The organism is Nocardioides marmoriginsengisoli (assembly GCF_003725695.1).
Classification (GTDB): Bacteria; Actinomycetota; Actinomycetes; order Propionibacteriales; family Nocardioidaceae; genus Marmoricola; species Marmoricola marmoriginsengisoli.
On record NZ_RJSE01000003.1, the window covers coordinates 640,788 to 658,101 of the forward strand.

Annotated in this window: 18 protein-coding genes; 8 read left to right on the forward strand and 10 right to left on the reverse strand. The window is 71.5% G+C overall.

Annotated elements, in window-relative coordinates; translation table 11 throughout:
* Position 1 precedes the first annotated feature (1 nt).
* The 3 genes from EFK50_RS05080 to EFK50_RS05090 are packed head-to-tail and all read left to right on the forward strand — an operon-like array spanning position 2 to position 2,885.
* On the forward strand, positions 2-1,324 hold the full coding sequence (locus EFK50_RS05080) for a flavin-containing monooxygenase (protein WP_123226438.1): 1,323 nt from the start codon (positions 2-4) through the stop codon (positions 1,322-1,324).
* Complete coding sequence (locus tag EFK50_RS05085; protein WP_123226439.1) at positions 1,321-1,947, forward strand: TetR/AcrR family transcriptional regulator; 627 nt, start codon at positions 1,321-1,323, stop codon at positions 1,945-1,947. Before EFK50_RS05080 ends, EFK50_RS05085 begins: the two co-directional genes overlap by 4 nt.
* Positions 1,944-2,885, forward strand: a complete 942-nt coding sequence (locus EFK50_RS05090; RefSeq protein ID WP_123226440.1) for an alpha/beta hydrolase — start codon at positions 1,944-1,946, stop codon at positions 2,883-2,885. The genes EFK50_RS05085 and EFK50_RS05090 overlap by 4 nt, the downstream gene beginning before the upstream one ends.
* On the opposite strand, the gene EFK50_RS05095 is transcribed toward EFK50_RS05090, so the two are convergent.
* The 6 genes from EFK50_RS05095 to EFK50_RS05120 form a co-directional block, all read right to left on the reverse strand.
* On the reverse strand, positions 2,851-3,738 hold the full coding sequence (locus EFK50_RS05095) for a Gfo/Idh/MocA family protein (protein WP_123226627.1): 888 nt from the start codon (positions 3,736-3,738) through the stop codon (positions 2,851-2,853). The two genes, EFK50_RS05090 and EFK50_RS05095, sit on opposite strands and share 35 nt — an antisense overlap.
* 2 nt (positions 3,739-3,740) lie before the next feature.
* Positions 3,741-4,025, reverse strand: a complete 285-nt coding sequence (locus EFK50_RS22080; protein ID WP_183407688.1) for a DUF3017 domain-containing protein — start codon at positions 4,023-4,025, stop codon at positions 3,741-3,743.
* Positions 4,022-4,876 (reverse strand): bifunctional methylenetetrahydrofolate dehydrogenase/methenyltetrahydrofolate cyclohydrolase, encoded by an 855-nt coding sequence (locus EFK50_RS05105; protein ID WP_123226441.1) that lies wholly within the window; start codon positions 4,874-4,876, stop codon positions 4,022-4,024. The genes EFK50_RS22080 and EFK50_RS05105 overlap by 4 nt, the downstream gene beginning before the upstream one ends.
* A gap of 20 nt (positions 4,877-4,896) precedes the next feature.
* Positions 4,897-6,504 carry a bifunctional phosphoribosylaminoimidazolecarboxamide formyltransferase/IMP cyclohydrolase gene (gene purH, locus EFK50_RS05110; RefSeq protein WP_123226442.1) on the reverse strand — a complete coding sequence of 536 codons (1,608 nt, stop codon included), beginning with the start codon at positions 6,502-6,504 and terminating at the stop codon, positions 4,897-4,899.
* A gap of 133 nt (positions 6,505-6,637) precedes the next feature.
* Positions 6,638-7,249, reverse strand: coding sequence for a phosphoribosylglycinamide formyltransferase (gene purN / locus EFK50_RS05115; RefSeq protein WP_123226443.1), 612 nt, complete (start codon positions 7,247-7,249; stop codon positions 6,638-6,640).
* A gap of 10 nt (positions 7,250-7,259) precedes the next feature.
* Positions 7,260-8,486 carry a cell division protein PerM gene (locus tag EFK50_RS05120; RefSeq protein ID WP_148046059.1) on the reverse strand — a complete coding sequence of 409 codons (1,227 nt, stop codon included), beginning with the start codon at positions 8,484-8,486 and terminating at the stop codon, positions 7,260-7,262.
* Positions 8,487-8,552: 66 nt separating this feature from the next.
* Between EFK50_RS05120 and EFK50_RS05125 the strand changes: the two genes are divergently transcribed.
* The 3 genes from EFK50_RS05125 to EFK50_RS05135 are packed head-to-tail and all read left to right on the forward strand — an operon-like array spanning position 8,553 to position 11,808.
* Positions 8,553-10,337, forward strand: coding sequence for a SigE family RNA polymerase sigma factor (locus EFK50_RS05125; RefSeq protein ID WP_123226445.1), 1,785 nt, complete (start codon positions 8,553-8,555; stop codon positions 10,335-10,337).
* On the forward strand, positions 10,334-11,572 hold the full coding sequence (gene kynU / locus EFK50_RS05130) for a kynureninase (RefSeq protein ID WP_123226446.1): 1,239 nt from the start codon (positions 10,334-10,336) through the stop codon (positions 11,570-11,572). Before EFK50_RS05125 ends, kynU begins: the two co-directional genes overlap by 4 nt.
* Before the next feature lie 56 nt (positions 11,573-11,628).
* Positions 11,629-11,808, forward strand: coding sequence for a hypothetical protein (locus EFK50_RS05135; RefSeq protein WP_123226447.1), 180 nt, complete (start codon positions 11,629-11,631; stop codon positions 11,806-11,808).
* A 50-nt stretch (positions 11,809-11,858) separates the two neighbouring features.
* On the opposite strand, the gene EFK50_RS05140 is transcribed toward EFK50_RS05135, so the two are convergent.
* Positions 11,859-12,545 (reverse strand): winged helix-turn-helix transcriptional regulator, encoded by a 687-nt coding sequence (locus EFK50_RS05140; RefSeq protein WP_123226448.1) that lies wholly within the window; start codon positions 12,543-12,545, stop codon positions 11,859-11,861.
* 125 nt (positions 12,546-12,670) lie between these two features.
* On the opposite strand from EFK50_RS05140, the gene EFK50_RS05145 reads away from it, so the two are divergent.
* Positions 12,671-13,531: a class I SAM-dependent methyltransferase gene (locus tag EFK50_RS05145; RefSeq protein ID WP_123226449.1), complete on the forward strand. Its 861-nt coding sequence runs from the start codon at positions 12,671-12,673 to the stop codon at positions 13,529-13,531.
* 77 nt (positions 13,532-13,608) lie between these two features.
* Here the strand turns inward: EFK50_RS05145 and sucD are convergent, their stop codons facing one another.
* From sucD to EFK50_RS05160, 3 genes are all read right to left on the reverse strand, one after another.
* Positions 13,609-14,496, reverse strand: a complete 888-nt coding sequence (gene sucD / locus EFK50_RS05150; RefSeq protein WP_123226450.1) for a succinate--CoA ligase subunit alpha — start codon at positions 14,494-14,496, stop codon at positions 13,609-13,611.
* Positions 14,497-14,513: 17 nt separating this feature from the next.
* The gene (gene sucC / locus EFK50_RS05155) at positions 14,514-15,677 is read right to left on the reverse strand and encodes an ADP-forming succinate--CoA ligase subunit beta (RefSeq protein ID WP_123226451.1); all 1,164 of its coding nucleotides are present in this window, start codon (positions 15,675-15,677) and stop codon (positions 14,514-14,516) included.
* A gap of 155 nt (positions 15,678-15,832) precedes the next feature.
* Entirely contained in the window at positions 15,833-16,222 is a 390-nt protein-coding gene (locus tag EFK50_RS05160; RefSeq protein WP_221177267.1) for a cobalamin B12-binding domain-containing protein, read from the reverse strand.
* 363 nt (positions 16,223-16,585) lie between these two features.
* Between EFK50_RS05160 and EFK50_RS05165 the strand changes: the two genes are divergently transcribed.
* Positions 16,586-17,305, forward strand: coding sequence for a M23 family metallopeptidase (locus EFK50_RS05165; protein WP_221177268.1), 720 nt, complete (start codon positions 16,586-16,588; stop codon positions 17,303-17,305).
* Positions 17,306-17,314 lie beyond the last annotated feature (9 nt).

A 17,314-nucleotide genomic window follows, 5' to 3' on the forward strand; every position in this document is an offset into this window, starting at 1 on the left:
CATGACAGTGGCAGTGATCGGCGCCGGCATCAGCGGCCTCACGGTCGGCAAGATGCTCACCGACTACGGCGTGCCGTACACGTGCTTCGAGTCCTCCGACCGGATCGGCGGCAACTGGGCCTTCGGCAACCCGAACGGGCACAGCAGCGCCTACCGGTCGCTGCACATCGACACCTCCAAGGAGCGGCTCTCGTTCCGGGACTTCCCGATGCCCGAGCACTACCCGGACTTCCCGCACCACAGCCAGATCAAGGACTACCTGGAGTCCTACGCCGAGGCGTTCGACCTCAAGCGCGCCATCGAGTTCGAGAACGGCGTCGCGCACGCGCGCCGGCTCGAGGGCGGCGGCTGGGAGATCCTCGACCAGGCCGGCGCGACCCGGTCCTTCGACCACCTCGTCGTCGCCAACGGCCACCACTGGGACCCCCGGTTCGCCGACTTCCCCGGCGAGTTCAGCGGGGTGTCGATCCACTCCCACCACTACATCGACCCGAAGGACCCGCTGGACTTCTCCGGCCAGCGGATCCTGGTGGTCGGACTGGGCAACAGCGCCGCCGACATCGCCGTCGAGCTCTCCAGCAAGTCACTGCAGACCCAGGTCACGCTGTCCACCCGCTCGGGCGCCTGGATCGTGCCGAAGTACGTCTACGGCCGGCCCTCGGACACGATGTACCGGACCACGCCGTACCTGCCGCTCTCCTGGCAGCGCAAGGTGATGCAGCTGGCGCAGCCGATGAACGGCTCGAACAGCGCGCTCTACGGGCTGCGCGAGCCCAACCACAAGTTCTTCGAGGCGCACCCGACCCAGTCGGTCGAGCTGCCCCTGCGCCTCGGCTCCGGCGACATCGCGCCGAAGCCGAACGTCTCCCGGCTCGACGGCAGCACCGTGCACTTCGAGGACGGCACCAGCGACGACTTCGACGTGATCGTCTACGCGACCGGCTACAACATCACCTTCCCGTTCTTCGACCGCGACTTCCTGCACGCGCCCGACAACCGGCTGCCGCTCTACAAGCGGATCTACCAGCCCGGGATGGACGATCTCTCGTTCGTCGGGTTCGCCCAGTCGACGCCCACGCTGTTCCCGTTCGTGGAGTCCCAGGCCCGGCTGGTCGCGGCGCACCTGATCGGCGAGTACGCACTCCCGTCGATCCCGGAGATGGAGCGGGTGATCAAGGCCGACGAGGCGAAGTACATCGGCCACGTCCTCAAGACGCCCCGGCACACCCAGCAGGTGGACTACTTCATCTACGAGGAGGACATCCGGGCCCGGGAGATCCCGGCCGGCCGGGAGCGCGCCCGGGCTGCGAAGGCGTCGGCATGACCGAGGAGTCCTGGGACCGGCTGGTCGACCGGCGCGGCGCCAACCGCGGTGACGCCCGGCGCGACGCGCTGCTCACCGCGTTCGACGAGCTGCTCCGCGAGAAGAGCCTCGAGGAGGTGAACGTCGCCGAGATCTCCGGGCGTGCCGGCGTGACCCGCTCGGCGTTCTACTTCTACTTCGAGTCCAAGGCCGTCGCCGTGCTCGCCCTGATGCGGGACCTGTACGACGCGGCCGCCGACGCCAACGAGCTGCTGATGAAGGCCGAGGGCGACCCGGAGACCCGGATCCGCACCGCGATCACGATGCTCTTCGACTCGGTCGACAGCAGTCCGCACACCTACCGCGCGCTGCTCGAGGCCCGGGCCGCCAGCGTCGCGGTCCGCCAGCTGTGGGACGCCGGCCGGGCCGACTTCGCCCGGTTGATCGGCGGCATGATCGCCACCGAGCGCGCCGCCGGGCGGGCCACCGACGGGACCGAGCCGGACGCCCTCGCCTCGGTCCTGCTCGACCTCAACGACTACGCCGTCGAGCGGCACTCGCTCGGCTCCGGACCGCCGCGCGACCAGCACATCGAGGCGCTGACCTTCCTCTGGCTGCGCACCATCTACGGAGAGAACCCATGACCCCCGAGAACCTGACCTTCAGCTCCGCCGGCACCGCCTGCGCGGCCTGGCACTTCCGCGCCGCCCACGACGACCTCGCCGGGAAGGCGGGCCGCCCGGTCGTAGTGATGGCCCACGGCCTCGGCGGCACCAAGGACTCCGGCCTGGCCCCGTTCGCCGAGGGCTTCGCGGCCGCGGGCCTGGACGTCCTGGTCTTCGACTACCGCGGCTTCGGCGAGAGCGCCGGCAGCCCGCGGCAGACCGTGTCGGTGGCCGACCAGCTCGCCGACTACCGGGCCGCGATCACCGCGGCCCAGGCGCTGCCGGGCGTCGACCCGGGTCGGGTGGTCCTCTGGGGCGTCTCGCTCGCCGGCGGGCACGTGCTCTCCGCCGCGGCCGGCCGCGACGACATCGCGGCGGTGGTCGCCCTGGTGCCGATGGTCGACGGCATCGCCGCGGCGGTGCACGCGACCAAGAGCCACAGCGGCCGCGAGCTGGCCCGGGCCACCGGCCTGGGCATCGCCAGCCGGATCTCGGCGCGCACCGGACGCGGCCCGCGGATGATGCCGATCGTGGCCCGTCCCGGCGAGGTCGGCGCCCTCACCCTGGACGGCGCGCTCGAGGACTACCTGAGCATCGCCGGCCCCAGCTGGCGCAACGAGATCGCGGCCGACGTGAGCCTGGAGCTCGGCAGCCGGGCACCGGCCAAGGCTGCCAAGGACCTTGCCTGCCCGCTCCTGGTGCAGATCGCCGACTTCGACCGGAGCGCTCCCCCGTACGCCGCCGCGAAGGCCGCGTTCAAGGGCGGCGCCGAGGTGCGGCACTACCCGTGCGACCACTTCGACGTGTTCCCCGGCAAACCGTGGCACGACGCCGCGGTCACCCACGCGGTGAGCTTCCTGACCCGGACGCTCGGCCGGACCCTCAGCGGCGACCGAGGACCGCTTCGCACCGGGTGATGACCTCGACGACGTCGCGGGCGAAGTGCACCCCGCAGCGGTGCGCGGTCTCGCCCGCGGCGATGTTGGCGAGCAGCTCGTCCACCGCCCGGGCGTAGGCCTTGCCGACGTCGCGCGGGTCCTCCGGCTGCGAGCTCCAGCCGTCCTCGCCGTAGAACTCCACGGCGAACCGGACCGCCGACTTCGGCATCCCCTGCCCCAGGGACATCCGGCTGGTCGCGCCGCCCTCGTGGGTGAGGATCAGGTGCACCAGGTCGCCGACCCCGCGGGCACCGGCGATGTCGACCACCGGGCCGAGCGCCGGGATCAGCTGAGCGAGCTGGTGCGGGCCGACGTCCCAGAGGGCGCCGTTCTCGCGGCGCCAGGCGGAGCCGACGTACGGGTTGTCCTTGCCGGTCTGGCTGGAGAGCCAGTCGGCGCGGCCGCCGAGGACGCCCGCCGCTGCGATCGAGTCGAGCCAGTTCTCCCACACCGGCACGAAGCGCGAGGTGAAGAAGACGACGGTGCTCAGTCCGCGCTCGTCGACAGCCGCGACCAGGCGGTCCGCCGAGGCCAGGTCGAGGGCGATCGGCTTCTCCAGGAACAGGTGCTTGCCGGCCTCGGCGGCGCGCACGGCCAGCTCGGACTGGACCGACGGCGGCACTGCGAAAGCGAGGACGTCGACCTCGGCGAGCAGCGCGTCGAAGTCGTCGTACCCGGGGACGCCGTGCGGGGCGCCTGCTTCGTCCGCCCGCTCCCGGTCACGGCCCCAGATCCCGACGAACTCGAGGTCCGGGTGCACGGCCAGCGCAGCCGCGTGCACCTGGCGCGCCCAGTAGCCGGTGCCGACCAGGCCGACCTTCGTCCGCGTCATCGTCACAGCCCCGGCTGGTCGGGGATGTTGCCCGACAGCACGATCAGGGCGACGCCGACGGTCGCCAGCGCGGCGACGTCGAACCAGCGGCCTCGGACCCGAAGCATGCCGGCCTCACCTTCGTTGATGATCAGACGCATCCCGGAGGCGAACAGGAACCCGACCCCGACCAGGGCGATCCCGCGCCGCCACGGACCGAACGCGACCAGGCAGAGCCCGACCACCGTGGTCGCGACCACGACCAGGTAGATCAGGCCGCCGAACGTCGACGGTCGGCGCTCGCTCAACGGGCCGCGTTCTTCTCGGCGATCGAGACGACGTTGGCGAGCAGCATCGCGCGGGTCATCGGGCCCACTCCCCCGGGGTTCGGCGAGACCCAGCCGGCCACGTCCCAGACGTCGTCGGCGAGGTCGCCGGCGATCTTGCCGTCGACCCGGGAGACCCCGACGTCGAGGAGTGCCGCGCCGGGCTTGACCATGTCGCCGGTGATGATGCCGGGGACCCCAGCCGCGGCGACCACGATGTCGGCCTTGCGGACGTGCGCGGCCAGGTCGACGGTGCCGGTGTGGCACAGCGTGACGGTGGCGTTCTCGGAGCGCCGGGTCAGCAGCAGGCCCATCGGGCGGCCCACGGTGACGCCGCGGCCGACGATGACCACCTCGGCGCCGGCGATCGGCACGTCGTGGCGGCGGAGCAGCTCGACGATGCCGTACGGCGTGCACGGCAGCGGCGCGTCGGTGCCGAGGACCAGCCAGCCGAGGTTGGTCGGGTGCAGGCCGTCGGCGTCCTTGGCCGGGTCGATCAGGCCGAGGACCCGGTTCTCGTCGCGGCCGCGCGGGAGCGGGAGCTGCACGATGTAGCCGGTGCACGCCGGGTCGGCGTTGAGACCGGCGACCGCGGCCTCGATCTCGTCCTGGCTCGCCGTCTCCGGGAGGTCGACCCGGATCGACTCGATCCCGACCTCGGCGCAGTCCTTGTGCTTGCCGTTGACGTACCAGCGCGAACCGGGGTCGTCGCCGACCAGGACGGTGCCGAGTCCGGGGACGATGCCCTGCTCGCGCAGCGCGGCGATGCGGGACTTGAGCTCGTCCTTGATGGCGGCGGCGGTGGCCGCGCCGTCCAGCTTCTGTGCGGTCACGGGGCTGATCCTCTCAGTGATCAGTGGAAGAAGTGACGGGTACCGGTGAAGTACATGGTCACGCCGTGCTGCCTGCACAGCTCGACCGTGAGCTCGTCGCGGACCGACCCGCCGGGCTGCACGATCGCCGTGACGCCCGCCTCGATCAGGATCTGCGGACCGTCCTCGAAGGGGAAGAACGCGTCGCTCGCGGCGACCGCGCCGCGGGCCCGCTCGACCCCGTCGACCAGGCTGTTGGCCCGCTCCACCGCCAGCTTGCAGGAGTCGACCCGGTTGACCTGGCCCATGCCGATGCCGACCGAGCCGCCGTCCTTGGCGAGCAGGATCGCGTTGGACTTGGCCGAGCGGCAGGCCTTCCAGGCGAACGCCAGGTCGGCGAGGACCTCGGGCGACGCGGCCTCTCCGGTCGCCAGCGTCCAGTTCGCGACGTCGTCGCCCTCGGCGTCGACGTGGTCGACGGTCTGCATCAGCAGGCCGCCGGAGATCGGCCGGGTCTCCACCGGCGAGCCGGGGCCGGCCGAGGCGACCAGGATCCGGATGTTCTTCTTGCCCTGGAGGATCTCGACGGCGCCGTCCTCGTAGCCGGGCGCCACGATCACCTCGGTGAAGACCTCGGCGACCTGCTCGGCCATCGCGACCGAGACCGGGCGGTTGGAGGCGATCACGCCGCCGAACGCGGAGACCGGGTCGCACTCGTGGGCACGGCGGTGCGCCTCGGCGATGTCGGCGCCGACGGCGATCCCGCACGGGTTGGCGTGCTTGATGATCGCCACCGCGGGCTCGGCGAAGTCGTTCGCGGCACGGCGGGCGGCGTCGGTATCGATGTAGTTGTTGTACGACATCTCCTTGCCGTGCAGCTGCTCGGCCTGGGCGAGGCCGGGAGCGCCGAAGCCGTTGAGGTAGAGCGCCGCCTGCTGGTGCGGGTTCTCGCCGTACCGGAGGACGGAGTCCTTGGTGTAGGTGCCGCCGACCCAGGCCGGGAAGCCGGTCCCCTCGGTGGAGTCGGTCAGCACCGAGCCCATCCAGGAGGCGACGTGCACGTCGTACGTCGCGGTGTGCACGAACGCCTTGGTGGCCAGCGCCTTGCGCTCCTCGTAGGTGAAGCCGCCGTTGCGGGCAGCCTCCAGCGCACGGCCGTAGTCGGCGCCGTCGGTGATGATCGCGACGCTCGGGTGGTTCTTCGCCGCCGCGCGGACCATCGACGGACCGCCGATGTCGATCTTCTCGATGATCTCCTCGACGGTGCCGCCCGCGGCGACGGTCGCGGCGAACGGGTACAGGTTCACCACCACCAGGTCGAACGGCTCGACACCGAGGTCGGCGAGCTGGGTCACGTGGGTCTCCAGCCGGCGGTCGGCGAGGATGCCGGCGTGCACCCGCGGGTGCAGGGTCTTGACCCGGCCGTCGAGGCACTCCGGGAAGCCGGTGAGGTCCTCGACCTTGGTGACCGGCAGGCCGAGGCCCTCGATCAGGGCCGCGGAGCCGCCGGTGGAGACCAGCTCGACGCCGGCCCCGGCGAGGCCCCGGACGAGGTCCTCGAGACCGGTCTTGTCGAAGACCGAGACCAGCGCCCGCTTGATCGGGATCTGGTCGAGGGGTGCCGTCGGCTGGCCGGTGGGCGCGCTCATGCTGAAACTCCTGGGGTCGCGGGAATGCTGCCGAGTGCACCCAGGCGTTCGATGCACTCCTGGTCCCCTCGGAGGGGCACTCCCCGGTGGTTGCCCACCTGCGCCAGTCGTGTGGGGTCGATTCTAGAGGTTCCTACCGTCCGAAGATAACGCGGCGCTCCTTGACCGCAATGCCCTCCCGGGCGATCCGGCCGACGCTCTCCACGAGCATCGTCCGTTCGGCGAGCTTGATCCGGTCGTGGAGCGACTCGACATCGTCGTCGTCGTGGACCGGGACCACCGTCTGCGCGACGATCGGGCCGGTGTCGACCCCCTCGTCCACGACGAACAGGGTCGCGCCGGTCACCTTGACGCCGTACGCCAGCGCGTCTGCCGGTCCGGTCGTCCCCGGGAACGACGGGCAGAGAGCGGGGTGGGTGTTCACGACCTTGCCGGCGAACTTCTCCAGGAACGGGCTGCCGACCAGCTTCATGAAGCCGGCGAGCACCACCAGGTCGGGCTCGAACGCGGCCACCGTGTCGGTCAGGGTGAGGTCCCAGTGCTCGCGCGAGGTGAAGTCGCCGACCCGGCGCACGAACGTCGGGATGCCGGCGCGCTCGGCCCGGGCCAGCCCCTCGATCCCGTCCCGGTCCGCTCCGACGGCGACCACCTTGGCGCCGTACGACGCCTCGGCGCTGGCGTCGATCAGGGCCTGCAGGTTGGTGCCGGCACCGGAGACGAGGACGACGAGACGAGCGGGGTTCACGGGGCAGAGCCTAGTGGCGACGGCGCTGGGCCCAGGCCTGGCCCATCCCTCCGATGAGACCGCCGAGCCCCATGATCCCGGTGGAGAACATCAGCACCTCGGCGAGCGGCGCCCCGATCTCGCTGAGCCGCCCGGTGCCGAGGGGGCCGCCGGCGAGCGCGATCGCGATCGTGATCAGCACGCCGGCGGCGAAGCCGGTGCCGGCGCCGCGGAGGGCGGCGAGGTCGTAGGCCAGCGGTTCGGTGTCCCGGCGCGCGACCACCGTGCCGACGGCGGCGCAGACGGCGGGGACGACCAGGACCCCCACCAGCCACCCCGGCGGCGGGCCGTCGTCCGGGAGCGCCGCGAGGATCGGGAAGGCCGGTACGGCGCCGAGGCCGACCGCCGTCGGGGTGACGGTGGTGCCGGTCCCGAACGCGAACCCGGGGCCGAGCAGGTAGGCGCTGCCCAGCAGGGCGGCGTTCGGCGCCATCAGGAGCATCAGGAAGGTGAAGGTGAGCGCGTCGCCGGCGCTGAGGCCGAGCCCGGAGTAGATCGACGAGGCCTCGTTGAACGAGAACAGCAGCGAGATCGCGACCAGGGCGGCACCGGCGGCGACCAGCGCGAGTGCCGAGACCGCGGCGCCGACCGCCAGCTCCCGCGCCCAGCGCGGCGCCAGGTCCAGCCAGTCGTCCAGCCGGCCGGTCCCGGACGCGAGCCCGAGCCCGCCGCCGACGGTCCCGACCAGCAGCGCACCGAGGACGGTGCGACCGAGCCCCGGGGTCGCGCCGGACTGGGTCGCGACCACGCAGACCAGGACGGCGATCACGACGTAGCAGCCGACCAGGGCGGCCGCCGCGGTGGCGAGCGTCCGGTCGTCGGCGGTGCCGTCCGCCCGCCGGGTCGCCCAGCGCCCGGCCCGGAAGGTGCCGAGGAGGAGCATCATCGTCAGCGCCAGCGGGGTCATCCCGAGGCGCAGCCCGGCCAGGTCGAGCCGGGAACCGTGGCCGACCAGCCAGCCGTCGGCCCCGGCCCGGAGAGCGTCGGTGGTGTCGCCGTGGGCGCCCGCGTCGGCGAGGAACCAGCCGGTCAGCGCCAGCGACATGCAGATCACCAGGGTGACGCCGGCAGCGACGAGCCCGGCGAGGGCCGCGGCTGCTGCCAGCGAGCGGCCGGCATCCGCCGGGGTGCCGGTGCCGCGGCGGAGGCGGACGGTGGGATCGGTGGGGTTGGACATCGCCGCACCATCCTCGCCCATGGGTGGATGCTGAGAATGCGTGCCACGCAGGTGTGACGAACTTCGGTCGCGTAATCTCGACCTGTCATGCCAACTGCCGAGGAATTCGACGAGTTCTACGTCACCACCCGCCGCGGACTCGTCGTCCAGACGTTCGCGCTGACCGGCGACCTCCCGGCCTCCCGGAACGCGGTGCGCGACGCCTACGTGGCCGCCCGTCACCACTGGGAGAAGGTCGGGCGCCTCGAGGACCCCGAGTCCTGGATCCGGCCGAAGGCGTGGGCGGCGGCGCAGCGCCGGCGCGCGGCCCGCCCGATCCACCGGGAACGGCACCTGGACGCCGATCAGGCCGCGACCCTGGAGGCGCTGCACAAGCTGCCGGACGCCCAGCGCCGGGTACTCGTGCTCACCCATCTCTCCGAGCTGGGCCTGCCGGAGATCGCCCGCGAGCTCGGCCACACCCTGCCCCGGCTCGACGAGCTCTTCGACACCGCGACGGCCGCCGTCACGGCCGCGCTGGACTGCACCGACGACGAGGTCGGCGCGCACCTGGCCCACCTCGAGGCGGCCACCGAGAACGTCAAGCTGCCGCGGCCCTCGATCGTCCGCCGCAACGGCCTGCGCCGCCGGCGCAATCATGCCGTGGTCGGTTCGATCCTGCTCGCCGCGACGACCGTCGCCGCCGGCGCCTTCGTGGCGGTGAGCGCCCCGGCCGAGGCACCGCCGCGGCAGGGCGCCCTGGTCAGCAAGAAGATGCTGCTGACCCCGGCCCAGGTGGCGCCGCTGTCGCCGAAGACGCCCTGGCGGCTGACCAGCACCGACAACAACACCGTTGGCAAGGGCATCAACACGATGTGCCAGACCGCCCAGTTCGCCGACACCAACGGCCTCGGCACCTGGGTCCGCAAGTACGACGCCGCCGGGGCCGCACCCCGCAAGCTGGTGCAGACCGTGGAGATCTCGAACTCCCCCGGCGCCGCGAAGCAGGCCTACGACACCACCCTCGGCTGGTACGCCGGCTGCAAGGTGGCGCGGATCCAGCTGGTCGACGCCTACACGGTCACCGGTGTCGGCGACCAGGCCCAGGTCCTCCGGATGCGAATCCCCGGCGCCAAGGACCGCTCGTTCGTGATCGCCCTGGCCCGGACCGGGTCGCTGACCACCTCGACCGTGCTCGAGACCGCGACCCCGGCTCCCGCGGCGGCGACCTCGATGTCGTCGACCCTGGCGGCCTCGGTGACCGACCTGTGCACCTCCAAGGTCGCCGGCACCTGCGTCAGCGCCGTCCGCACCACCAGGACCCTCCCGCCGCCGTCCGGGGAAGCGCCCGGCATGCTCGCCATCGCCGACCTGCCGGTGGTGCCCGGGGTCCGCGCGGCCTGGTCCGGCACCGCGGCGACCGACGCCACCCGGAACCCGGCGGCGACCACCTGCGACCGCGCCAACTTCGCGGCGAGCGGCGCGACCAAGCCGACCAGCCGCTCGTTCGTGATCCTGAAGGCGGGGCTGCCGTCGCGGTTCGGCCTGACCGAGACGATCGGCACCTTCGCCACGAACCGGCAGGCCGCCAAGTTCACCGACCAGGTGATCGCCCGGATGAAGGCCTGCCCGGACAAGGAGCTGGGCAGCACCGTGACCCAGCAGCTGATCCGGACCAACCGCTCCCGCGACCAGTCCTTCGCGCTCTGGCGGCTGGGCAACCAGGTCAGCCCGAGCAAGCCCGAGGTCATGTACTGGATCGGCATCGTCCGGGTCGGTCCGAACGTCGCCCAGCTGCTGCTCACCCCGGTGAAGAAGTACGACGTCGACCAGCCGACGTTCGGGCTGCTGCTGGCCCGGGCCCGGGACCGCCTGCACGAGGTACGCCGATGACCAGCACCCGCACCGACGCCGTAGCCCTGGACGAGTCCTCCCCGCTGCGCCACACCCGGGCCCGGTTCGTCCTGCCCGAGGGCGTGATCTACCTGGACGGCAACTCGCTCGGCGCCCTCCCGGCCGGGGTGGCCGCGCGGTTGGCCGGCGTGGTGGAGGGCGAGTGGGGCACCGGCCTGATCCGCTCCTGGAACGACGCTCGCTGGATGGAGCTGGTCGGCCGGATCGCGGCCCGGATCGCGCCCCTGGTGGGGGCCCGAGGAGCGGACCTGCACGTCGGCGACTCGACCAGCGTGTCGCTCTTCAAGACGATGGTGGCCGCAGCCCGGCTACGTCCCGGCCGGCGGGTGATCGTGGTCGAGCCGTCCACCTTCCCCACCGACGGCTACATCGCCGCCGGGGTGGCCGACCTGCTCGGCCTGGAGCTCCGCTGGTGCGACCCGGCCGATCCAGTCGCGGCCGTCGACGAGGACGTCGCGCTGCTGACCCTGACGCACGTCGACTTCCGGACCGGCGCGATGTACGACATGGCCGCGATCACCGCCGCGGCGCAGGCCCGCGGCGCCCTGGTCCAGTGGGACCTGTGCCACTCCGCCGGCGCCGTCCCGGTCGACCTGGAGGGCTCCGGCGCCGACTTCGCGGTGGGCTGCACCTACAAGTACCTCAACGGCGGGCCGGGCGCCCCGGCGTTCACCTGGGTCTCCCCCGGGTTGCAGGCCGACGCCCGTCAGCCGATCACCGGCTGGATGGGACACGCCAGCCCGTTCGCGATGACCCGCGACTTCGCCGTCGCCGACGGGATGACGGGCTGGGCGTCCGGGACGCACCCGGTCCTCGCGCTGTCCGCCCTGGAGACCGCCCTGGAGGCGTTCGACGGGGTCACCGTCGAGGAGCTCCGGGCGGCGTCGCTGTCCCTGACCGACCTCTTCCTCCGGCTGCTCGACGAGCGGCTGCCGGAGCTGGAGATCGTCACCCCCCGCGACCACGCCCGCCGCGGCAGCCAGGTCTCCTTCCGTCACGAGCACGCCTATGGCATCGTCCAGGCACTGATCGCCCGCGGCGTGATCGGCGACTTCCGCGACGACGGCGCCGCCCCCGGCATCGCCCGGTTCGGCTTCACCCCGCTCTACCTGAGCCACGCCGACGTGCACGACGCGGTCGAGCACCTGGTCGCCGTACTGGCGGGTGCGGAGCACCTGGCGCCCGAGTACGCCGAGCGCAACGCCGTCACCTGATTGCCAGGAGGTCCTCCGGACCGCATGCTGGAGGTCCCCACCGAGGAGGCGCCCTGGTGTTCTGGATGATCGTGCTGGCCGTGATCGCGCTGGTGATGCTCGTCGCCTGGCGCCACGACCGCCGCCGTAGCGGCAGCCTGCGGGAGGTCTCCGGCACCCGCCGGGCGGTGACCGAAGGCGAGATCCAGTCGCACTCCCCGTCGCCGCTGCCCGGCCCCGACGCCCCGATGGGCTGAGCACCTGGCGCCCGAGTACGCCGAGCGCAACGCCGTCACCTGAGGTCGGCTCAGGCGTCGAGACCGAGCCGCTCGCGCACCGCGGGCGCGAACGGGCTCCACGCGAACCACTGCGGCAGTGCCCGCGCGAGCCCGGGTGGTCCGTTCACGGTGATGGTGCCCTCTCCGAGCGCCTGGGGATAGCGGATGATCCCGGAGAAGACCCTCATCAGGGTCACCGGGTCCGTGCTGACGACGAGGTCGGAGTCGAAGCCCGGCGGGTCGGTGCACACCGAGCTCTCCCGGCGCTCGATCACCATCCAGATCCGGGTCGGGTCCGCTCCGGTGTAGTCGAACTGGATGACCGTGCGCCGCTCGGGCAACGTCTCGACGACGAGCCGCCGCGACATCCACCAGGTCAGCGTGACCGGATCGACCTCGCGCGGTTCGGGCTCGCTGAACATCCAGCGCACGGCCCACTCGCCCACCGCCATGATCACGCCTTCGAGATCGCGCCCGGCCGGGGTCAGCTGGTACTCGTGCCCCTGCGGCAGCTCGACCCGCTCGACGACGCCCTTGCGCTCGAGGTGGTCCAGGCGTTGCTTGAGCAGTGATCGGGAGATGCCCGGAAGACCGCGGTCGATCTCGTTGAAGCGGCGCCCGCCGATGACGAGCTCACGAATGATCAGCGGGGTCCAGCGTTCGGCGAACACCGAGCTGGCCAGCGCGACCGGGCAGTACTGGGCGTACTCCTTCATCGTCCGATTGTGCGCGCGGCCCCCGGCCAAGTCCAGAAATTGTCCCGCCCAGGTCCAGTTCTTGCCCTGGAGCCCGCCCCGGCCGTGCCGGACGCTCGGAGTCACCGTCGATCCGAGGAGGAACCATGACCACAACCTTCGACCCGATCGCCTTCAAGGCGACGACCAGGACCCAGTGGGAGACCGCCGCCGAGGCCTGGAACCGGTGGGGGCCCGCCATCGAGGACTGGCTCGGCGCAGCCACCGAGCAGATGCTGGACGACGCCGGCGTCCAGGCGGGCACCCGCGTCCTCGACGTCGCCGCCGGCGCCGGCGGGCAGACGCTCGCCGCGGCACGGCGCGCCGGGCCGACCGGCCACGTGCTGGCGACCGACATCTCGCCCGCGATCCTCGAGTACGCCCTCGGGTCGGCCTCGGCGGCCGGCCTGGACAACGTCGCGGTGCTCGAGGCCGACGGCGAGGATCTCGGCGCCGTCCCGGCCGGGACCTTCGACGCCGCGATCTCCCGGGTCGGCCTGATCTACTTCCCCGACCAGCACCGGGCGCTGAGCGAGATGTGCCGGGCGGTCCGCCCCGGCGGCCGGATCTCCGCGGTGGTGTACTCCACGCCGGACCGCAACGGCTTCTTCTCGATCCCGGTCGGGATCATCCGGCGGATCGCCGGGCTTCCCGCTCCCGGACCCGGGCTCCCCGGCCCGTTCAGCCTCGGCGGGCCTGGCGTCGCCGCCGCGGCGTACGAGCGCGCCGGTCTGACCGAGGTGGGCGTCACGACCGTGGTCTCACCGGTGCGGCTGCCGAGCGCGGCCGAGTGCGTGCGCTTCGAGCAGGAGTCGTTCGGAGCCCTGCACCAGATGCTCTCCGGCGTCGACGAGACCGCGCGGGCAGCGGCCTGGAGCGAGATCGCGGAGGCCCTCGGCCAGTTCGAGGGACCGGACGGCTTCACCGGTCCGTGCGAGATGCTCGTCGTCTCCGGGACCCGCCCCTGAGCCGGGCCCCGGCACGACGAAGGCCCCCGGGCGAACCCGGGGGCCTTCGTGGCACAGCTGTCAGTGCTGCTGCCGGCTCAGAGACCGAGCCCCTTCAGGATCTCCCGCATCAGCTCCGCGGTCTCGGACGGCGTCTTGCCGACCTTGACCCCGGCGGCCTCGAGGGCCTCCTTCTTCGCCTGGGCGGTGCCCGAGGAGCCCGAGACGATGGCGCCGGCGTGGCCCATGGTCTTGCCCTCCGGGGCGGTGAAGCCGGCGACGTAGCCGACGACCGGCTTGGTCACGTGCTCCTTGATGTACGCCGCCGCACGCTCCTCGGCGTCGCCGCCGATCTCGCCGATCATCACGATCGCCTTGGTGTCGGGGTCGTTCTCGAACGCCTCCAGGGCGTCGATGTGCGTCGTACCGATGACCGGGTCGCCGCCGATGCCGATCGCGGTGGTGAAGCCGAAGTCACGCAGCTCGTGCATCATCTGGTAGGTCAGCGTGCCGGACTTCGAGACCAGGCCGATCGGACCGGCGCCCGCGATGGTGTGCGGGGTGATACCGGCCAGCGACTGCTCCGGGGAGATGATCCCGGGGCAGTTGGGGCCGATCATCCGGGTGCTCTTGCCGTCGAGGTACGCGAAGACCTCGGCGCTGTCCTGGACCGGGACGCCCTCGGTGATGACCACCAGCAGCGGGATCTCGGCGTCGATCGCCTCGATCGCCGCGTCCTTGGTGAACGCCGGCGGCACGAACGCGACCGAGACGTTGGCGCCGGTCTCCTTCATCGCCTGGGCGACGTCGGCGAAGACCGGGAGGTCCTTGCCACCGAGGTTGACCGTGGTGCCGGCCTTGCGGGCGTTGACGCCGCCCACGATGTTCGCGCCGGACTCGACCATCAGGGTGGTGTGCTTGGCACCCATCCCGCCGGTCATGCCCTGGACGATGATCTTGCTGTCTGAGTTCAGGTAGATAGCCATGTGTTAGTCAGTCCTTCTCAGGCGTTCGCCAGCTCGGCGGCCTTGTCGGCCGCACCGTCCATGGTCTCGACGAGGGTCACCAGCGGGTGGTTGGCCTCGTTCAGGATGCGACGACCCTCCTCGACGTTGTTGCCGTCGAGGCGGACGACCAGCGGCTTGGTGGCCGCGTCGCCGAGGATGCCGAGGGCGCCGACGATGCCGTTCGCGACCTCGTCGCACGCGGTGATGCCGCCGAAGACGTTCACGAACACCGACTTCACCTGCGGGTCGTTGAGGATCACGTCGAGACCGTCGGCCATCACCTGCGCGTTCGCGCCGCCGCCGATGTCCAGGAAGTTCGCCGGCTTCACGCCGCCGTGGTTCTCACCGGCGTACGCGACGACGTCCAGGGTCGACATGACCAGGCCGGCGCCGTTTCCGATGATGCCGATCTCGCCGTCGAGCTTGACGTAGTTGAGGCCCTTGTCCTTGGCCTTCGACTCCAGCGGGTCCGCCTCTTCGCGGATCTCGAAGGAGGCGTGGTCCTCGTGCCGGAACTCGGCGTTCTCGTCGAGCGAGACCTTGCCGTCCAGCGCCTCGAGCTTGTCGCCCTCGAGCCGGGCCAGCGGGTTCACCTCGACCAGGGTGGCGTCCTCCTCGATGAACACCTCCCACAGCTTCTGGACCATCTCGATCGCCTGGTCGCGCAGCTCCGCCGGGAACTTGGCGTCGTCGACGATGAAGGCGGCCTTCTCGGCGGTCACGCCCTCGAGCGCGTTGATCGGGATCTGCCGGACGGCGTCCGGGTTGGTCTTCGCGACCTCCTCGATCTCGACACCGCCCTCGACGCTCGCGATGCAGAGGTAGGAGCGGTTGGACCGGTCCAGCAGGAAGGAGAAGTAGTACTCCTCCACCGGCGGGGTGGCCGGGGTGACCAGGACACGGTTCACCGTGAGGCCCTTGATCTCCATGCCGAGGATGTTGGAGGCGTGCTCGAAGGCCTCGTCCGCCGTCTTGGCGAGCTTGACGCCGCCGGCCTTGCCGCGACCGCCGGCCTTGACCTGGGCCTTGACGACGGTGACCCCGCCGAGCTGCTCCGCAGCGGCCTTGGCCTCGTCGGCGGTCTCGACGACGACCCCGAGGGTCGTGGTCACGCCATGCTTGGCGAAGAGCTCCTTCGCCTGGTACTCCATCAGATCCACGGTTTTACCCATCCACTAGATGTCTGTGATGCGCCCGGATCCTCGGTCTGACCGAGATCGAGACGCATCGAGCACCATAAACCCGTTGACGACGGGTTAGCGATTCCAGGCCGCGAGGTGGACAGTGACCCCGCGCACGTTACTGACGGGTTCCCTCATTCTTCGGGGAACTGCTCCGCCACCCAGTCGGTGATCTCGCTGGTGGTCGCGCCGGGGGTGAAGATCTTCGCCACGCCCAGCTCGGTCAGCGCCGGCAGGTCCTCGTCGGGGACGATGCCGCCGCCGAAGACCACGATGTCACTGGAGTCGCGCTCGGCGAGGAGCTCGACGAGTCGGCGGAACTGGGTCATGTGCGCGCCGGAGAGCACCGAGAGTCCGATCAGGTCGGCGTCCTCCTGGATCGCCGTCTCGACGATCTGCTCGGGCGTCTGGTGCAGGCCGGTGTAGATCACCTCGTGCCCGGCGTCCCGCAGTGCCCGGGCCACCACCTTCGCACCTCGGTCGTGCCCGTCCAGCCCGGGCTTGGCGACAACGATCCGCAACATGGGGATGAGGCTATCGCCCCGGAACACCATTTCGTAGGGCCCCCTACTATTTTGGAAAGTGACCCACGCCACGGTTGATCGTTTAACCTTCGGTACCAACCGCCAAGCACGGGTCACAGGTCCCCCGGGACCTCGATTTCACCAGCCTGTGACCGTTCCGTTACTGTTTGGCCGGTCGGTACGACGACTGAGGTCACCAAGGCGCGACGTAAGGACAGCATGGGCAACCACCGGGCGGATCACCGCAGTCCCGCGAGGGCTGTGGTCGACACGACCCCCAGCGGTGCCGCCCGTCCCGTCGGAGGCCGCCGCAAAGCGACCCGACGCCAGTCCCAGGCGAACCCGTTCCGCAAGATCCCGGCCGTGCCGACCATCGTCGGCGCGGTCGCCATCGTTGCGGCCGCTGGTGGCGCCCTCGGCGTCGGCGGCGGCGAGCTCCAGGCCGGCCAGAACCTCGCGCTCTCCTCCGGTGCCGCGGACAGCTTCAGCGGCACCGACGCCTTCAACTTCTCCGGTGCCGACGCCCGCTCCGTCGCGATCAGCCGCGACTCCTCGCGCCAGGCTCTCGAGGACGCGGCCAACAAGCAGACCGAGGCGGCCGTCGAAGAGGTCGCCCAACAGCGCAACTCCGAGCTCCAGTCGCTCGCCGGCCTGGCGCAGAAGCGCGCCGACCAGATCGCCAAGAACCTCTGGGTGCTGCCCACGGTCGGCTACCACCTGACCGCGCGCTTCGGACAGTCCAGCGGACTCTGGTCGCGCAACCACACCGGCCTGGACTTCGCCGCCCCGAGCGGGACCCCGATCTACGCGATCGCCAACGGCGTGATCACCTCCACCGGGTACGACGGCGCGTACGGCAACAAGACCGTCGAGACCCTCGCCGACGGCACCGAGATCTGGTACTGCCACCAGTCCGAGATCGGCGTCACCGTCGGCCAGAAGGTCGTGCAGAGCACCCAGATCGGCCGCGTCGGCAGCTCCGGCAACGTCACCGGCCCGCACGTGCACATCGAGGTCCGCCCCGGCGGCGGTGACCCGGTGGACCCGTACCCCGCGTTCATCTACCACGGGGTTACTCCGTAACCAGCGCGG